This window comes from Ensifer adhaerens, from assembly GCF_002007205.1.
Taxonomy (GTDB): Bacteria; Pseudomonadota; Alphaproteobacteria; order Rhizobiales; family Rhizobiaceae; genus Ensifer; species Ensifer adhaerens_D.
Genome location: NZ_LAZS01000005.1, coordinates 649,370 through 666,692, shown reverse-complemented (window position 1 = coordinate 666,692; position 17,323 = coordinate 649,370). Strand labels below are relative to the sequence as shown.

At 63.6% G+C, this 17,323-nt stretch carries 12 protein-coding genes and 1 riboswitch; of the genes, 5 read left to right on the top strand and 7 right to left on the bottom strand.

Annotated features, from left to right (window positions below; all coding sequences use genetic code 11):
* Positions 1-83: 83 nt before the first annotated feature.
* The 5 genes from XB14_RS07060 to cobU all read right to left on the bottom strand — a co-directional run bounded on the left by XB14_RS07060 (position 84) and on the right by cobU (position 7,387).
* Entirely contained in the window at positions 84-509 is a 426-nt protein-coding gene (locus XB14_RS07060; protein WP_077960929.1) for an EamA family transporter, read from the bottom strand.
* The gene (cobO, locus tag XB14_RS07055) at positions 509-1,153 is read right to left on the bottom strand and encodes a cob(I)yrinic acid a,c-diamide adenosyltransferase (RefSeq protein ID WP_077960928.1); all 645 of its coding nucleotides are present in this window, start codon (positions 1,151-1,153) and stop codon (positions 509-511) included. Before cobO ends, XB14_RS07060 begins: the two co-directional genes overlap by 1 nt.
* A gap of 148 nt (positions 1,154-1,301) precedes the next feature.
* Complete coding sequence (gene cobN, locus XB14_RS07050; RefSeq protein WP_077960927.1) at positions 1,302-5,693, bottom strand: cobaltochelatase subunit CobN; 4,392 nt, start codon at positions 5,691-5,693, stop codon at positions 1,302-1,304.
* Positions 5,694-5,794: 101 nt separating this feature from the next.
* On the bottom strand, positions 5,795-6,859 hold the full coding sequence (gene cobW, locus XB14_RS07045) for a cobalamin biosynthesis protein CobW (protein WP_077960926.1): 1,065 nt from the start codon (positions 6,857-6,859) through the stop codon (positions 5,795-5,797).
* Between the two features lie 3 nt (positions 6,860-6,862).
* Positions 6,863-7,387, bottom strand: coding sequence for a bifunctional adenosylcobinamide kinase/adenosylcobinamide-phosphate guanylyltransferase (gene cobU / locus XB14_RS07040; protein WP_077960925.1), 525 nt, complete (start codon positions 7,385-7,387; stop codon positions 6,863-6,865).
* A gap of 135 nt (positions 7,388-7,522) precedes the next feature.
* Positions 7,523-7,978: riboswitch (cobalamin riboswitch) on the bottom strand.
* A gap of 215 nt (positions 7,979-8,193) precedes the next feature.
* On the opposite strand from cobU, the gene XB14_RS07035 reads away from it, so the two are divergent.
* Positions 8,194-10,425, top strand: a complete 2,232-nt coding sequence (locus tag XB14_RS07035; protein ID WP_077960924.1) for an adenylate/guanylate cyclase domain-containing protein — start codon at positions 8,194-8,196, stop codon at positions 10,423-10,425.
* 145 nt (positions 10,426-10,570) lie between these two features.
* On the opposite strand, the gene XB14_RS07030 is transcribed toward XB14_RS07035, so the two are convergent.
* Positions 10,571-11,197, bottom strand: a complete 627-nt coding sequence (locus XB14_RS07030) for a class I SAM-dependent methyltransferase (RefSeq protein WP_077960923.1) — start codon at positions 11,195-11,197, stop codon at positions 10,571-10,573.
* Between the two features lie 96 nt (positions 11,198-11,293).
* Entirely contained in the window at positions 11,294-12,751 is a 1,458-nt protein-coding gene (locus XB14_RS07025; RefSeq protein WP_077961911.1) for a cobyric acid synthase, read from the bottom strand.
* Positions 12,752-13,001: 250 nt separating this feature from the next.
* On the opposite strand from XB14_RS07025, the gene XB14_RS32575 reads away from it, so the two are divergent.
* The 4 genes from XB14_RS32575 to XB14_RS07010 all read left to right on the top strand — a co-directional run bounded on the left by XB14_RS32575 (position 13,002) and on the right by XB14_RS07010 (position 17,164).
* On the top strand, positions 13,002-13,145 hold the full coding sequence (locus XB14_RS32575) for a hypothetical protein (protein WP_089044242.1): 144 nt from the start codon (positions 13,002-13,004) through the stop codon (positions 13,143-13,145).
* 782 nt (positions 13,146-13,927) lie between these two features.
* Positions 13,928-14,926 carry an ABC transporter substrate-binding protein gene (locus XB14_RS07020; protein WP_077960922.1) on the top strand — a complete coding sequence of 333 codons (999 nt, stop codon included), beginning with the start codon at positions 13,928-13,930 and terminating at the stop codon, positions 14,924-14,926.
* A 287-nt stretch (positions 14,927-15,213) separates the two neighbouring features.
* On the top strand, positions 15,214-16,125 hold the full coding sequence (locus XB14_RS07015; RefSeq protein ID WP_077960921.1) for an ABC transporter permease: 912 nt from the start codon (positions 15,214-15,216) through the stop codon (positions 16,123-16,125).
* A complete protein-coding gene (locus XB14_RS07010) occupies positions 16,118-17,164 on the top strand; it encodes a quaternary amine ABC transporter ATP-binding protein (protein WP_077960920.1) in 1,047 nt (348 codons plus the stop codon). Before XB14_RS07015 ends, XB14_RS07010 begins: the two co-directional genes overlap by 8 nt.
* Positions 17,165-17,323 lie beyond the last annotated feature (159 nt).

Genomic DNA, 17,323 nt, shown 5'->3' with positions numbered 1-17,323 from the left:
TTCAGCTCAAGTATCGGAACCAGCGAAATAAAACAGCGTGACGTGGCCGCGTCGCAGCATGCCGTGACAGCCTGAATTTTCGCTCAAAATACCGCAAGCAACAGCGCGCCTGCGGCGATGAACACGACGCCGAGCCAGTTCATCAGGTTGAGCCTTTCGCCAAGGAAAAGCACGCCGAAGATCGCGACCATGACGATCGAGAGCTTGTCGATCGGCGCGACGCGGGCGGCGTCGCCGAGTTTCAGCGCGCGGAAATAGGCAAGCCACGAAGCGCCGGTGGCAAGACCTGACAGCGCCAGGAACAGCCAGGTGCGGCCGGGGATTTCCGATGGCTTCTGCCATTGCCCGGTCGCCGCCACGATGCCAGCGATCACAAGCAAGATGACGACGGTGCGGATCAGCGTCGCGAAGTCGGAGTTGACCTGCGCAACGCCGACCTTGGCGAAGACGGCCGTGAGCGCAGCAAAGGCCGCCGAAAGCAGCGCCCAGAACTGCCAGCTCTGGCTCATCAGAACTCGACGCCCTGCTGCGCCTTGATGCCGGAGCGGAACGGATGCTTGATCAGTTCCATCTCGGTGACGAGATCGGCGATCTCGATCAGGTCTTCCTTCGCGTTGCGTCCGGTCAGGACAACATGGGTCATGTGCGGCTTTTCTTCCTTGAGGAAGCGTACGACTTCGGCGACGTCGATATAGTCGTAGCGCAGCGCAATGTTGATCTCGTCGAGCAGCACCATCGAGTTGCGCTCGTCGCGGATCAGTTCCTTCGCCTTTTCCCAGGCTTTTTCGGCCATCGCCACGTCGCGGGCGCGGTCCTGCGTTTCCCAGGTGAAACCTTCCCCGAGCGTATAGAACTGGCAGACGTCACCGAAATGCTTCTCGATCAGCTCGCGCTCGCCGGTCACCATCGCGCCCTTGATGAACTGCACGACGGCGCAGGGCATGCCGTGCGCAATGTGGCGGAAGATCATGCCGAAGCCGGCGGTCGACTTGCCCTTGCCCTTGCCGGTGTTGACGATGATCAGACCTTTTTCATCGGTCTTCGTCGCCATGATCTTTTCGCGCGCCGCCTTCTTCTTCGCCATCTTCATGGCGTGGCGGGCATCGTCCTTTTCGGCCGGGGCTTCGCCGCTGTTCGTCGTCTCGTCGCTCATGATAACTCCCTCAGGTCTTGAGTTCGCGGGATGGACAGCCGCCCGCGTCCCGCTTCCGTTCCCTTTCGCGCTTCACTGAGCAGCGAAATGGAACGAGGTCTTTGCTTCCAAGCAATTCCGGACGGAAAACCACCAGCCCGGAACCGCTCTATTGGTTGCCGGCGCGAAGCCGGGTTGCTGCCGTGCCGATGCCGGCAAGTTCAAACCGCGCCGAGTTCGAGCGCGGGGTCCAGAGATTGCGGTCGATCGCTTCGAGGAAGCGCTCGGCAAGCTCGGCAAAGGCGGCCGGGTTCTTCTCGCGCAGGAAGTCCGCCACCCGCTCGTCGACGATGAAGGCCTGATAGGCGGCCTCGAAATGATGGTCGCGCACCGCCCCTGTGGTCGCCGCGAAGGCGAACATGTAATCGACCGTGGCGGCGATCTCGAAGGCGCCCTTGTAGCCATGGCGCATGACGCCATCGATCCACTTGGGATTGACCACGCGCGCCCGGACCACACGGCCGATCTCCTCTTCCAGCGAGCGGATAACCGGCTTTTCCGGACGGGAATGGTCGTTGTGGTAGATCGCCGGGCGATTGCCGCCCAAGTGTTCGGCGGCGGCAGTCATGCCGCCTTCGAATTGATAGTAGTCGTCGCTGTCGAGCAGGTCGTGTTCGCGGTTGTCCTGGTTCTGCACCACCGCCTCGATCGTGCGCAGGCGTTCTTCGAAGAGGCCGCGCTCGGCCTTGCCCTCCTCGCCGGCGCCATAGGCATAGGCGCCCCAGGTGAGATAGGCCTCGGCGAGATCGGCTTTGGTTTCCCAGCCCTTCTCGTCGATCAGCGCCTGCAGGCCGGCGCCATAGGCACCGGGCTTGGCGCCGAAGACGCGATAGGAGGCGCGCCGCGCGGCCTCGGCAGTCTCGACGCCTTCCGCCTCCAGCCGCCGGGCCTCCGTGCGCATGCGCGCGGCGATCATGTTGTCGGCATCGTCTTCTTCCAGAGCGCCGACGGCACGGATCGCCTTGTCGAAGAGCGCAATCTGATCCGGGAAGGCATCGCGGAAGAATCCGGATATGCGCAAGGTCACGTCGACCCGCGGCCGGCCGAGCATGGCAAGCGGTACGATCTCGTAGCCCATCACCCGGCGCGAGACCATGTCCCAGGTGGGCTTAGTGCCGATCAGCGCCAGCGCCTGGGCGATGTCGTCGCCGCCGGTTCGCATGTTCGCCGTGCCCCAGGCGGTGAGCCCGAAGGAAGACGGCCACTCGCCGTGATCCTGCAGGTAGCGGCGGATCAGGAGTTCGGCGGATTTCTTGCCAAGCTCATAGGCCGCCGGCGTCGGCACGGCGCGGCTGTCGACGGAATAGAAATTGCGCCCGGTCGGAAGCACGTCCGGCCGCCCGCGCGTCGGTGCGCCGGAAGGTCCGGGGGCAACGAAGCGGCCACTGAGGCCGGTGAGGAAGCCGGCCATTTCCGCAGCGCCCGAGGTTGAAATCGACGGCTTCAGGCGCGCTTCGATTTCGTCGAGCACGGCGCGGGTGTTGGTCCATCCGTCCGGGCACGTCTGTTCACCCGACACGAGATTCGCGGCAAGCAACTCGATGCGCTCGACCGTATCGCCGGCGGTGCGCCAGGGGGCGTCCGAAAGGTTAGCGAGGATGGCGGGCTTCGAGCCTGTCCAGGTGTCGGACATGACGCAGTCGAGCGGGTCGAAGGGTTGGGCGTCGCGTGCGAGGTTACCCCCCTCTGTCCTGCCGGACATCTCCCCCACAAGGGGGGAGATCGGCGTGGGATGAGCGCTCGTTTCCCCCAAGGAGTTTCCTGTGTTGGCCGACTCCCATGCTGCGTTCACTTGGGAGCGAGCGGCCGCATCCATGATCTCCCCCCTTGTGGGGGAGATGTCCGGCAGGACAGAGGGGGGTGCGTCGCCCACAAACGCCAGCGGCACGGCCACGCCACTCAACCCCGCATCGACCGCGATTGCCCGCTGCAGGCTCTGGTCGCCGCCCTCGCCGAGCCCGCGCGGCACGCGGGCGAGCGCTACCGTCAGATCGGTCAGCAAGCGGCCTTCCGGCGCGACGCCGAAGATGTGCAGGCCGTCGCGGATCTGCATTTCCTTGAGGTCGCAGAGATAAGCGTCGAGCTTTTCCAACGCCTTGTCGTCGCTGTCGCCCTTGTCGATGCCGGCGTCGCTGTCGAGGCCGATGTCGCGCACGAGGTCGAGGATCTGGCGGCTCAAAAGCCTCAGCCGCCGCGGATCGCCGCCAGCAGCGTCGTAGTACTCGTCGACGAGCGCCTCGAGGTCCTTGAGCGGACCGTAGGATTCGGCGCGCGTCAAAGGCGGCGTCAGGTGGTCGATGATGACGGCGCTGGTACGGCGCTTGGCCTGCGTACCCTCACCCGGATCGTTGACGATGAAGGGATAGATATGCGGCAGCGGCCCGAAGATCGCCTCGGGATAGCAGGTCTCCGACAGCGCCAGCGCCTTGCCCGGCAGCCATTCGAGATTGCCGTGCTTGCCCATATGCACGATCGCCTGCGCGCCGAACTGTTCGCGCAGGAAGGCATAGAAGGCGAGATAGCCATGCGGCGGCACGAGGTCCGGCGAATGGTAGCTTTCCTTCGGATCGATGCTGTAGCCGCGTGCCGGCTGGATGCCGACGATGACGTCGCCGAAGCGGGCGAGCGGCAGGGCGAAGCCACCATCGAGGAAGAAGGGATCGGCCTCCGGGGCGCCCCAGCGGCCCGCGACGTCATCCTGAATCCGTTTCGGAAGCGAATCGAAGAAAGCCTGGTAATCCTTGAGTGAAATGCGCTCTCGGATTTCCCTGTCCCGGCTCGCCGCATTGGTCGGGCCTGCCATCAGATAACGGATCAGCGCGTCGCCATCGGCAGGGATCTCGCCGACCGCATACCCCTCTCGCGCCATCGCCCACAGCACCTCGACGGTGCCGGCCGGCGTGTCGAGCCCGACGCCATTGCCGAGGCGGCCATCGCGGTTGGGATAGTTGGCCATGACGATGGCGATGCGGCGCTCGACCGGCTCTGCGCGACGCAACTTCGCCCAATTGACGGCAAGGTCGGCGGCAAAACGCACCCGGTCTTCAAGCGGCTCGTGGCCAACAATGTTAGCCTCGACTTTCGCATCGTAGACCGACGCGGCCTTGAACGAGACGGCGCGAGAAAGAATGCGTCCATCGACCTCCGGCAGGGCGACGTTCATCGCGAGATCGCGCGCCATAAGCCCCTGCGGCGAGGTCTCCCACTGCGCCCGCGACGAGCCGGAGAAGATCACCTGCAAGACGGGTGCACCGGTCGATTCCAGCACGGTCGGCTGCCTGTCGGCGCCAGGTGACGAAACGGCAAAACCGGTGGCGTTCATCACCACGTCGGGTGCGGCCTCGGCAAAGATCGCCTGCAGCGTGCCGACGGAAACGGCATCCTTGAGGCTCGAAACGAACACCGGCAGCGCCCGGACACCTTGCTTTGCCAGAGCATCGATCAGCGCTTCCACCGGCCGGGTCTCGCCGCTCTGGACGAGCGCGCGATAGAAGCAGATGGCGATGGTGGGGTTTGCGGGCGCCGCATATGTGGAGGTATTACCCCCCTCTGTCCTGCCGGACATCTCCCCCACAAGGGGGGAGATTGGCTGGGCGCGAGCGCTCGTTCCAGAGGACGGATCGCCGGAGATGCTCGCTCCGGGCGTCGCGTCTGCGGATGCGTTACCCCCCTCTGCCCTGCCGGACATCTCCCCCACAAGGGGAGAGATTGGCTGGGCGCGAGCGCTCGTTCCGAAATTCAGATCGGCGGTCGGCGCAACGGCGGCTGCCTTGCCGTTCAATTGAGCGGTGGTCTTGACGTCCGTGTGCCTCGGACTTGCCTCTTCCTCTCCGCCCACGACAGAGCGAGCGGCCGCATCCCTGATCTCCCCCCTTGTGGGGGAGATGTCCGGCAGGACAGAGGGGGGTAAGACTACACCCACAGCGTCCAGCCACTCCGAAACCCCGATCACGCCGCGACCCGGCCACCAGATGCCCGCCTTGAGCAACGGCTTGGCCGGTTGCGGCTTCTCCGCACCCGTGACCAGTGCGGCGGCATAGTCGAGAAACAGCCCGGCATTGTCCGCGCCGCCTTCGGTGAAGTAAGCCCAGAGGCGCTGGCGGTCGTCGGCTTCAACGGTCGAAAAAGGCTCCAGCCCCGGATCCGGCTTGTCGTCGCCGGGCAGCACCGCGATCTGGAAGCGGTGGGTGACGGCGGCGGCATGCAGGGCTTCCAGCAGATAACGGAAGTAGCTGGCGCCACCGAGCGGCCTGACGACGATCAGCTTGGCATGACGCGCCGTGCGCTCGACGTAAGTGTCGACCGACATCGGATGCATCAGGTTCATGAGGCTGGCGATGCGCAGGCTCAAGCCTCCGTCGCGTCGGCCGTGAGCCGCGGCGATCGAGGAGAGCTCGGTGTCGGCGGCCGAGAGGAAAAGGATATCGGCCGGCGTTTGCCCAAGGTCGATCGCCTCGTTGCCGTCGGCAATCGTTCCTTTTTGGGCGAGAAGCAGATGCATTCGTCTTGTCCGTTCAGGCAATCCCGAACGAAAACGCGTGAAGCGACTTCCGTCCGGAACTGCATCATTTCAATGCGTTACATCATTCCCTTCAAGGAAGGTCAGACGAGTGCTGCGATCGCGGCGCGCACCGCCTGTTCGTCCATGTCGTGCAGGCCGATGACGACGAGGCGCGTGCCGCGCTTTTCGCCAGCGCCCCAGGCGCGATCGTAATACTGGTCGATGCGGGCGCCGACGGCCTGGATCAAAAGGCGCATCGGCTTGCCGGGCACGTCGGCAAAGCCCTTGAGGCGCAGAACGTCGTGCTCGGCGATTACGCCCTTCAGACGATCGATGAAAGCCGAGGGATCGGCAATCGCGCCGAGTTCGACGACGAAGCTGTCGAACTCGTCGTGATCGTGCTCCTCGCCCGCCTCATGCTCCATCTCGTGGTGCGACTTGCGGTTGGCGATCTCGCCTTCCGTGCCGACGCCGAGGCCGAGCAGGATGGCGGCGGCGACTTCGCCGTTCTTCGCCTCGATCATGACAGGCTTGCGGCTGATGCGCGAAGCCACTTCCTCGCGCACCGACTTGATGCCGGAGGCATCGATCAGGTCGGTCTTGTTGAGCACGATCAGGTCGGCGGCCGTCAGCTGGTCCTCGAACAGTTCCTCGATCGGGCTTTCGTGGTCGAGATTGTCGTCCTCGACGCGCAGCGCATCGACCTTGTCATGGTCGTCGGCAAAGCGGCCGGCGGCAACGGCGGCGCTGTCGACGACAGTCACGACGCCGTCGACCGTCACTTCGCTGCGGATATCCGGCCAGTTGAAGGCGGCGACCAGCGGCTGCGGCAGCGCCAGGCCCGAGGTTTCGATGATGATATGATCCGGACGCTTCTCGCGCTCGAGCAGCTTCGTCATCGTCGGGATGAAATCATCGGCGACCGTGCAGCAGATGCAGCCATTGGTGAGCTCGATGATGTCTTCCTCGGAGCAGGCCTCGGCACCGCAGCCCTTCAACACGTCGCCATCGACGCCGAGATCGCCGAACTCGTTGATGATGAGCGCGATGCGCTTGCCATCGGCGTTCTGCAGCAGATTGCGGATCATCGTCGTCTTGCCGGCGCCGAGGAAGCCGGTGATGACGGTCGCCGGGATCTTGCCCTGGTTGGCTCTCGCAGTGGTCATGGATCAACCCTTCATTTTCAGCGGCAAACCGGCCGCGACAAAGTAAACTTCAGCGGATTTCTCCGCAACGATCTGGTGAAGCCGGCCGGCATGGTCGCGAAATTCTCGCGCCATGCGGTTCTCGGGCACGATGCCGAGGCCGACCTCGTTGGAAACAAAGACGAGGCGCGCTTTCGCCTCGGGCAGATAGGCAGCAAGGGCGGCGAACTCCGCAGCCATATCGCGCTCTTCGAGCATGAGATTGGTGACCCACAGCGTCAGGCAGTCGACGAGGATGGCGTGATTGCTGTCATCGATGCGCTTGAGCACGCCGACGAGATTGACCGGCTCCTCATGGGTCGTCCAGCCGTCACCGCGCTGCGTCCGGTGATGGTCGATACGTTCACGCATTTCGTCGTCCCAGGCGCGGCCGGTGGCGACATAATGCCTGGTGAGACCGGACGCTTCGACCAGCTTTTCGGAAAAGCTCGACTTGCCGGAACGGGCGCCGCCGAGGACCAGGACGGGTCCGGCGCTGAGACTGCTCATCGCCGCCGCCTCAACACGCTGAGATCAACAGCGGATGACAAAAGCCATGGGGCGCGCCGAGGGCGCGTTCGAAAAAACATCTGCGAGCCAAAACAACCTCCGTGATGGCGTTGGAGACGACAGGTCTCCTCGGGCGGAATGCCCATGCCGGATGGCAGGTCTCCTGGCTCACGGCGTCACGGACCCGCATCGCCTCACTCGTAGAGAGCGAGGTTCCGATGTCAGGACCCGAGCGGCCCGCCTCACCTTCCCGGCGCGTTTCAGTGCCACAGCGAACCTTTGCGCGTCGTCTCCGACGCATGGGCGCTGTGGGCGACATCGTGAAAGGCGGACGATTCGTAGAAGAAGAGGCGTCCAACCCGGCTGATCACGATGCCACGCCAGTGGCTTTTCCGGCTTGATCCCTGACCTGCCCCGGTTGCCCATGCAACCGGCCGACAGCCCGGCATCAAGCCTGATGGCGAACCCTGACCGTTCTACAGTCGCGGGGTCGGCTGCGATAAGGATGCCCGGTTTGGGTCCATCCGTCACATTCCCAATTATTCCCCCATGTCGCCACGACAGGAGGGAACCATCCAACACCCGATGATTAGGAAGCGGCCAGCCCAAAGTCAATCGATGCCTGCGACGGCTCACAGGCCGAGTTGCGCCACGCAACGATTTGTCGGGCAGGAAGCGCATGCGGCGACGTCGAAGTGCAAGGGCCGCGTGCCACCACCACCGCCGCCACCACGAACTTTATTTTAGCGATGCTGGATATTGCGCTAAACTGCGCGGCATAGGGGTTTCGATTATCCGGTAGGCACATGGAACGCAGGCTCGCCGCCGTGATGATTGCCGATGTCTGCGGCTATGGATTGCTCACCCAGGCCGACGAAGAGGGTACCTGCGCCCGCTTTCAGACCGATCTGCACGACCTGTTCGAACAAAGGATCGCTGCCCATCGAGGCCGCTTGGTCAAGACCATGGGCGACGGCCTGCTGGTCGAGTTCCACAGCGTCGTCGAGGCAGTGCGGTGTGCGGTCGAGGTACAGCGCGCCAAATCAGAAAGTCGCGGTGCGGACGCGGGGCGATTGCAGTTCCGCATCGGCATCAATCTCGGCGACGTGATCGTCGAGGGCGACGACATCCACGGCGATGGCGTCATCATTGCCGAGCGCCTGCAAAGCCTTGCCGAACCGGGTGGCATCGTCATCTCCGGAACAGCCTACGACCAGGTCGAAAAGCACGTCGATGTCGGCTTCGTCTTTCTCGGCGAGCAGCGCCTGAAGCATGTCGAAAGACCGGTCAGGACCTATCGCCTGCGGCTGGGCGAGGCGCGCCCCGCAAAGGCAAAACCCGGTAGCCGCCGCGCGAAGCGCTGGGCGGCGCTCGGCACATCCGCGATCATCGTGGCAGCGGTCGCCGCTATCGTCGGGTGGCGCGCATGGGAGCCGCCGATCGGCTTCGGCAGCCAGGATCCGTCGATGAGCCTGAGCGCTGCCGACAGACCCTCGATCGCCGTCCTTCCCTTTGCCAATGTGAGCGATGATCCCCAGCAGGATTTTTTCGCCGATGGCATGACCGACGGCCTCGTCACCGAACTCGCCCAGCTATCCGGTGTGTTCGTCATCGCGCGCAACTCGACCTTCACCTACAAAGGCAAGTCGGTGACGCCGAGACAGGTGTCGCAGGAGCTCGGCGTCAGATATGTGCTTGAAGGCAGCGTCCAGCGCGCCGGAGAACAGCTCCGGATCAACGCCCAGCTTGTCGATTCCTTCAGTGGTGGAAACATCTGGGCCGGGAAATTCGACGGTTCGCGCTCCGATGTCTTCGCGCTGCAGGACGAGGTGATGCGCGGGATTGCCGAGGCGCTGGCGCTTCGGCTGGATCCCGACCAGCAGATGGCCTTCGGGCGCAAGGAAACGACGGTGCCGGAGGCCTTCGATGCGTTTCTGCGCGGCTGGGAGCACCACCGGCGCACGACCCCCGAAGATTTTGAAAAGGCGGTGCCCTATTTCGAGCAGGCAATCGCCCTCGATCCAGCCTATGGCCGCGCCTATGCTGCAGCCGCCATGGTTTACGCACGCATCTACCTGTGGCGCTGGCACTACCAGCTCGGCATCTCGCGGATCGAGGCGCGCGCCAGGGCCTGGCAGTACCTGCGGAGCGCCCGGAAACACCAGACGGCGCTGACCCATCAGGCGGCTGCCCTGCTGTCGGAAGCGGACTGGCAGCATGGCGATGCACTTGCCGAACTCAAGCAGGCGATCGCGCTGGAGCCCGGCGACTCCTGGAGCTATGCATTGACGGCTTTCGTGCTGACCTGCGCCGGCCGGCCGGCCGAGGCCCTGCCCTATATCCGCACGGCCATGCGCCTCGATCCCCGCCCACCGTCCTTTTTCGTCTACGTTCTCGGGCTCGCGCAGTTCAGCCTGGAGGACTTCGAGGCAGCCGCAGAAGCGGCGAGAGAGACGATCAAGCTCAACCCGAAGGATGATGGCTCCTTCCTGCTGCTGGCCTCAACCGCCGGCCATCTCGGCCGTCGCGCCGAAGCGGAAGAGGCTGTCGCCCGTTTCAATGCCCTTCGCATCAGCCGCGGCGGCATTGCCGTCACGCTCTCGGCCTACCCACCGCTCGACTTGCAAAATGAGCATATCAGCGGCCGGTTCCACGAGGGATTGCGATTGGCCGGCGTCCCCGAGACGTTGATGGCAGCCGACGCCAACATCAGGAACCGGCTGACAGCCGGCGACGTCCGTTCCTTGCTTCTTGGACACCAGTTGCGCGGGCGGATGCTGGATTCGGGCGAACAACACGAAGCGCTCGTTTCACCGGTGGGCCTCGCGACCTTGAGCGGCGACTGGGCCTCGCTTGGCGGTGGGCGCATGAACGATGTCGAGGTCCGCTTCGAGAAGGACGAAGTTTGTTTCCTATGGCTGAAGACGACGAACCTTTGCGGCGTGGTCCTGCGCAACCCGGGAGGGTCGAGGGACCGGGAAAACGAGTTCATCTGGTTCCACGGCGACCGTGCCTTCACGTTTTCGCAGATCCGCTAGCCTACTGCACGTTTCCCTTGATCGTAGCCGATGGAAACGTGCAGCAATTCAAAGTGCTACAGCGACCTTTGCGCGCCTGATAAGACGCGCGGCGCTGTAGTTGAGTCTGCCACCGCCGCCAAGCACCGGCGCAGATGATTCTCATCTACTGCGCCATCCGCTGAAACACACTGAACTGAAACGCCTGCGTCGCGTTGCCGGGCGTGGTATGCGCGTGCCGCAGCGCTTCGACCAGCCGGAAAGAGGATCCGATCACGCCCGAGAGCGCCGCCGCATCGTAGCGCACCACCGGCAAACCGCTGCAACGCTCTGGCCCCTCGGGCGCAAAGGTGGCGATGATGGCGTACCCGCCCGGTTTGACAGCCGCGATCAGCCGTTCGACGTAGGCGCGGCGGTCGTCGGGATCGGTCAGGAAGTGAAATGCGGCACGGTCGTGCCAGATATCGTAGGTCCGATCCGGCGCCCATTGTGTCACGTCGAGGGCAAGCCATTGCACCTGACCGGCACGCGCGCCGAGCCTTGCCTTGGCGGCATCGAGCGCCGCTGGCGAAAGATCGAGGACGGTGATCGCCTTCATGCCCTCATCAAGCAGCACATCCACCAGCCGCGAGGCGCCGCCGCCGATATCGATGAGCGACGACGACCCAACGGGTGAATATTTCCGGATAAGATCGAGCGAGACCGTCGGCGTATCCTCGAACCAGCTGACGCCCGCCTCACCTTTGGTTCGGTAGGCCGCGTTCCAATGGGTTCGTCTGCTTTCGTCGGTCATCGGAGAATGCGCCTGCGGTAATTCCTGACGTCGTGCGTCGTTTCATCGCGTATTCTAGCGCGATACGATGAAGATCGTTCGGGATTTCGGTCTTCCCTATTGTCCAAGCAGCCCATTCAGCCAACGTCGGTCGAGCACCGCTTCCAGTTCACCGGCGACATCGTCAAGCGCCGCATCGACCGACTGGCGATAGTTGCTCGCCCCGCCCTCGATGCCGAAGCTCTGCAAGAGCGCTGCGCGATAGGCATCGCTGGTGAACAGCCCATGCAGATAGGTGCCCATCACCCGGCCATCGGCCGACAGCGCGCCATCGGCGCGGTTGTCGATGCGCACGGATGGGCGGTCGCAATCGGCACCTTGCGTCTTGCCCAGGTGGATCTCGTAGCCTTCGAGCGCCACGTCATGCTCCAGCGACCAGGCGCGGCTGTTGCGCACCGTCTTTTCCGGCGCCATCTCGGTTTCGACATCGAGCAGCCCGAGGCCCTCGATGTCACGTTCGCCGCCTTCTATGCCGAGCGGATCGGTGACGCGCCGGCCGAGCATCTGGTAGCCGCCACAGATGCCTATGACCCGGCCGCCGCGGCGCACATGGCGCTCGAGGTCACGGTCCCAGCCCTGGGCGCGGAAATCGATGAGGTCGCCGATGGTCGATTTCGATCCGGGAATGACGACGAGGCCGGCATCTGCGGGGATCGGGCTTCCCGGTCGGACGAAGACGAGATCGACCTCGGGCTCGGCGGCCAGCGGATCGAGATCGTCGAAATTGGCGATGCGCGACAGCACGGGTACTGCGACCTTCAGCGCCCGCCCCTCGCCGCGCGTCAGCTTCTCGAGCACGACGGAATCCTCCGCCGGCAGCCGTGCCGCCGCCTTCAGCCAGGGCACGACGCCGAAGCAGGGCCAGCCGGTGAAGCGGTTGACCGCGGCAATGCCATCGTCGAACAGTGTGACGTCGCCGCGGAACTTGTTGATGAGGTAGCCGGTCACCATCCGCCGGTCTTCCTCAGGAAGGATCGCATGCGTGCCGACGAGCGAGGCGATCACCCCGCCACGGTCGATATCGCCGACGAGCACGACCGGGACCTCGGCGCGTGTCGCAAAGCCCATGTTGGCGATGTCGCCGGGCCTGAGGTTGATTTCGGCCGGCGAGCCCGCCCCCTCCACCACCACGAGATCGGCGCCGGCCGATATCTGTTCGAAACTCTCCATGACGGCGCCAAGCAGTTTGGGTTTGAGGGCCTGATACTCGCGGCCCTTGGCCTGCCCGGCGACTTTGCCCTGGACGACGATCTGGCTGCCGACATCCGACTGCGGCTTCAAAAGCACCGGGTTCATGTGCACCGACGACGGCACGCGGGCGGCGAGCGCCTGGAGCCATTGCGCCCGGCCGATCTCGCCGCCGTCGTCGGAAACGGCGGCGTTGTTCGACATGTTCTGCGGCTTGAATGGCCGGACCTTCAGGCCCCTATTGGCGGCAAGCCGGCAGAGCCCCGCCACCAGTACCGATTTTCCGACATCCGAGCCGGTCCCCTGCAACATGATCCTGCGTGTCATGCGGCCATCGGTAACACTGAAACGGTCGGCGGCAAAGGTCTGTTTCAACACGATTTCGCCGCAATTGACAAAGCCTTCTCACGCATTGTTTCGCGCTTTCGCAAGGCTTGTCGAAAATGCCGCGGCCGGTAGCCAAAATGCGACATGGCATGGCGAGTTCAGCATTCATTTTTTTGCGGTGCACACCTATATCAGCGGCATAGCAACAAGCCCCGGAGGATTGGCCTCCGGCCCCTCAAGGTTCACGTCCATGCTGTACATCTTCAGCAAGCCCAATTTCGTCCAGATCGCCTGGAACTCCAAGGTTCCGTCCAGCCAGTCGCGCGTGCGCAATCTTGTCGTCGACGCGCCCTTCGGTCCGCTCGGCGTCATCCGCACCTCGAACGTCGGCTGAGCCAGCGACCGGGCGTCATTCGCCCCTTCTTTGCTCTCCTCCCAGAGCCTCCTCCACCGCCCCATCCGGGGCGGTTTTTTTATGCATGGGGCCGGAAATGCGAAGGCCGCATCGACCTCGAACAGAGGGATGCGGCCGCCAAAAAACACCTGGTCGCTTCGGAGTAACGCACCGAAGGTTCGCTTGAAATCCGGGACGCTTTACCTGATCCGGACCCGCGGCAGTCCCCCGCCGCGAGAAGAACAATTAGCCGGACATCGTTACCGGATGGTTATTGAAGGGTTAACCAAAGATGAACTCCGGCCTTTTTTGATTTTTTTTCGCGACATGCGCGCCCTTTGACGTGGCGCAATCACGACAGGAAAAGTCACGATCTCGACAGGGCTTGGAGCCCGGTGGCGCGTAGCGCCATTTTTTGCGGCAAGAATTGTCGCTATTGCTTAAATTCGGCCTCGCTCACGCACAAAAAGCGCCCTCCGGCCATGTCGCAGACAGAACGCACGCGACCCGCGCGCCGCCCGCACATCCGATTGAAGAGGTTGATTTCTCAGCGAGAAACCTTAGGCTTGGGTGGCGGTATAAGAGGAGATTGGCTGGCGACAGGGTTCCGCGGCCAGGGCTGAAAACGAACTCCCGCACCGTCCGCAGCAAGGGTGAACCTTGGCTTGTTCGATGCCGAACCCCAGGCTGCATCGTTGTTTCGGGTGACGGAGGATGCGTCGCATCCGCCGTATATTCCCGTTTGGATCTTGGCTGCAAATAAGACTGGGAGGTCTTGCAACATGAAGAAACTCCTCGCTTCCACCATTCTCGCCGCTGGCCTCTATGCCATGGCGGGTTCCGCACAGGCAGCGGAATGCGGTGAAGTCAGCATTGCCGAAATGAACTGGGCTTCCGCCGGCGTCGCCGCCCAGGTGGACAAGTTCATTCTCGAAAACGGCTACGGCTGCACCGTGACGCTGGTGACTGGCGACACCATGCCGACCTTCGCCTCGATGAACGAAAAGGCCCAGCCCGACATGGCCCCGGAACTCTGGGTCAACGCCGTGCGCACGCCGCTTGACGCCGCGATCAAGGAAGGCCGCCTGATCGAAGCCGCCAAGATCCTGAGCGAAGGCGGCGTCGAGGGATGGTGGATTCCGAAATTCCTCGCCGACGCGCATCCGGATATCAAGACGGTGCAGGACGCGCTGAAGCATCCGGAACTCTTCCCGGCGCCGGAAGATTCGTCCAAGGCCGCGGTTCACAATTGCCCGTCGGGCTGGAACTGCCAGGTCTCGACCGCCAATCTCTACCGGGCGCTGAACGCGGAAAAGGATGGCTTCCTGCTCGTCGATACCGGCTCGGCCGCAGGTCTCGACGGCTCGATCGCCAACGCCTTTGAAAAGAAGACCGGCTGGCTCGGCTATTACTGGGCACCGACCGCCATCCTCGGCAAGTACGAGATGACCCGCCTCTCCTTCGGCGTCGACCACGACAAGGCCGATTGGGACGCCTGCACCGCCGTGCCGGATTGCCCGACCCCGAAGGTCAATTCCTACCCGGTGTCGGACGTCTTCACGGTCGTGACCAAGTCCTTCTCCGAGAAGGCAGGCGTCGCCATGGATTACGTCAAGGTACGCAAGTGGGACAACGGCACCGTGAACAAGGTCCTCGCCTGGATGGACCAGAACCAGGGCACCAACGAGGACGGCGCCAAGCACTTCCTCGCCGAGTTCCCGGATATGTGGACACAGTGGGTGAGCCCGGAAGTGGCCGAAAAGGTCAAGGCGGCCCTCTGATGAAACGGATGGCAGGCGGTGGATGAAGATCGCCGCCTGCTTGCCCCGGCGGCTTGTGCCGGAGCGGGAACAGTTAGGCGTCGCGGCGGTTTAGCCTGGCGCCCATCGTTCCAGAGACGGCGAACCGTGGCCCTTCGCGTCGCAAACAGTAAAGCGGACGCCACATTTCGCTGACACAGTTTACCTGCCGGGGCCCGAAGAGGTCACCCAAATGTGCGCCGCATCGACGCGATCGATGCCGAGACGCAGCCGGCTTCATAAGACTTCCGGCCAAGAAGGGGAAACATATGGCCTCCATCTGCAGTGTCTTGCCAGCGATGCTCTGCAAGTTCCCTGCCATTGACGAGAGCACGATCCGCCTGGCGCGCAAGGCCGTCGACGATAGCTTCAAGGGCTTCGTGCGATCCTACGGCAATGCCATCGACACAGTGGTCCAGCCGCTTCAATGGTTTTTGAACTATCTTGAGAGCCTGTTCGTCACCTCGCCCTGGATCGTCATCCTGGCGCTCATGGTTGCGATCGTTTATTTCGGCAGCCGCAACATCAACGTCACCATCGGCACCGCGCTGTCGATGATCGCCATCGGCCTCGTCGGGCTTTGGAACGACACCATGGTCACGCTCGCCATGGTCACCGTCTGCACGCTGATCTCCATCCTCATCGGCATTCCGATCGGTATCCTGATGGCGCGCTCGGACCGGGTGCAGGCCTTCGTCAATCCGATCCTCGACGTCATGCAGACGATGCCGAGCTTCGTCTACCTGATCCCGGTCGTCATGATCTTCGGCATCGGCAAGGTGCCGGGGCTGATCGCCGTCGTCATCTATGCGGTGCCGCCGATGATCCGGCTCACCAATCTCGGCATCCGTCTCGTCGACAAGGAAGTGCTGGAAGCGGCCGATGCCTTCGGCTCCTCGACCTGGCAGAAGCTGAAGAACGTGCAGATGCCTCTGGCCTTGCCGACCATCATGGCCGGCATCAACCAGACGATCATGATGTCGCTGGCGATGGTCGTCGTCGCATCGATGATCGGCGTCGGCGGCCTCGGCAAGAACGTGCTGCAGGCGATCGCCAACCAGTTCTTCACCGTCGGCTTCCTCAACGGTTTTGCCCTTGTGGGCATCGCCATCATTTTCGACCGTACCAGCCAGGCCTTCGGCAAGCGGCTGCAAAAGCACTCGGAGGTTATCCATGGCTAGTCACGCGATCGAGGTGAAGAACCTCTACAAGATCTTCGGCCCCAACGGCCGCGACTTCGTCGACGCCGTCAAGAAAGGCATGGGCAAGGCCGAACTCAACGAGGAGCACGGCCACGTGCTCGGCCTGCAGGACATCAACATCTCCATGCCCGCCGGTGGCGTCATGGTGGTCATGGGGCTTTCGGGCTCCGGCAAGTCGACGCTGATCCGCCACATCAACCGGCTGATCGACCCGACCGCGGGCGAAGTGCTCTATGACGGCGTCGACGTCTGCAAGATGAGCGACAACGACTTGAGGGAATTCCGCCGCCACAAGACGGCGATGGTTTTCCAGAAGTTCGCGCTCCTGCCGCACCGCACCGTGCTCGACAACACCGTCTACGGCCTCGAAATCCAGGGCATCGAGCGCAAGGAAAGCGAAAAACGCGCCCGTGGCTGGATCGAGCGCGTCGGCCTGAAGGGCTTCGAGAACCACTTTCCGAACCAGCTTTCGGGTGGCATGCAGCAGCGCGTCGGTCTCGCCCGCGCGCTTACCAACGATGCCGACATCCTCTTGATGGACGAAGCCTATTCGGCACTCGATCCGCTGATACGCGTCGACATGCAGACGGTGCTGCTCGACCTGCAGAAGGAACTGAAGAAGACCGTCGTCTTCATCACCCACGACCTCGACGAGGCGCTGCGCCTCGGCGACAAGATCGCCATCCTGCGCGACGGCCGCGTGGTACAGCAGGGCACCGGCCAGGAGATCGTGCTTTCACCGGCCGACGACTATATCACCGCCTTCGTCAAGGAAGTGAACCGCGGCCGGGTGATCAATGTCGAGACGATCATGCGGCCGCTTTCAGGCAATGCCGAGGGCGTGCCGCTCGTGACCGGCACCGTACTGGAATCGGCCGCCCGCACCATGACCGCCGCCCGCGTTGGCATCGCCCACGTCGTCGACGAAAACGGCCGCCCGATCGGCGCCCTCGACCTCTCGACGGTCATCGCTGCCATGGTGACGCCGGTGAGCCACGAGGATCGCGCTGCGGCTTGAGACAAGCGAGCGATGATTGGGGCAGCGATCGACGCCGCCCCTCATCCGCCTGCCGGCACCTTCTCCCCGTCATGACGGGGAGAAGGGACTCGTAGTGCCCGCTCGCCTGGACCACAAACGCCGCCGTATCCCGTCCGCCCGGACGTCTTCGCGGATGGT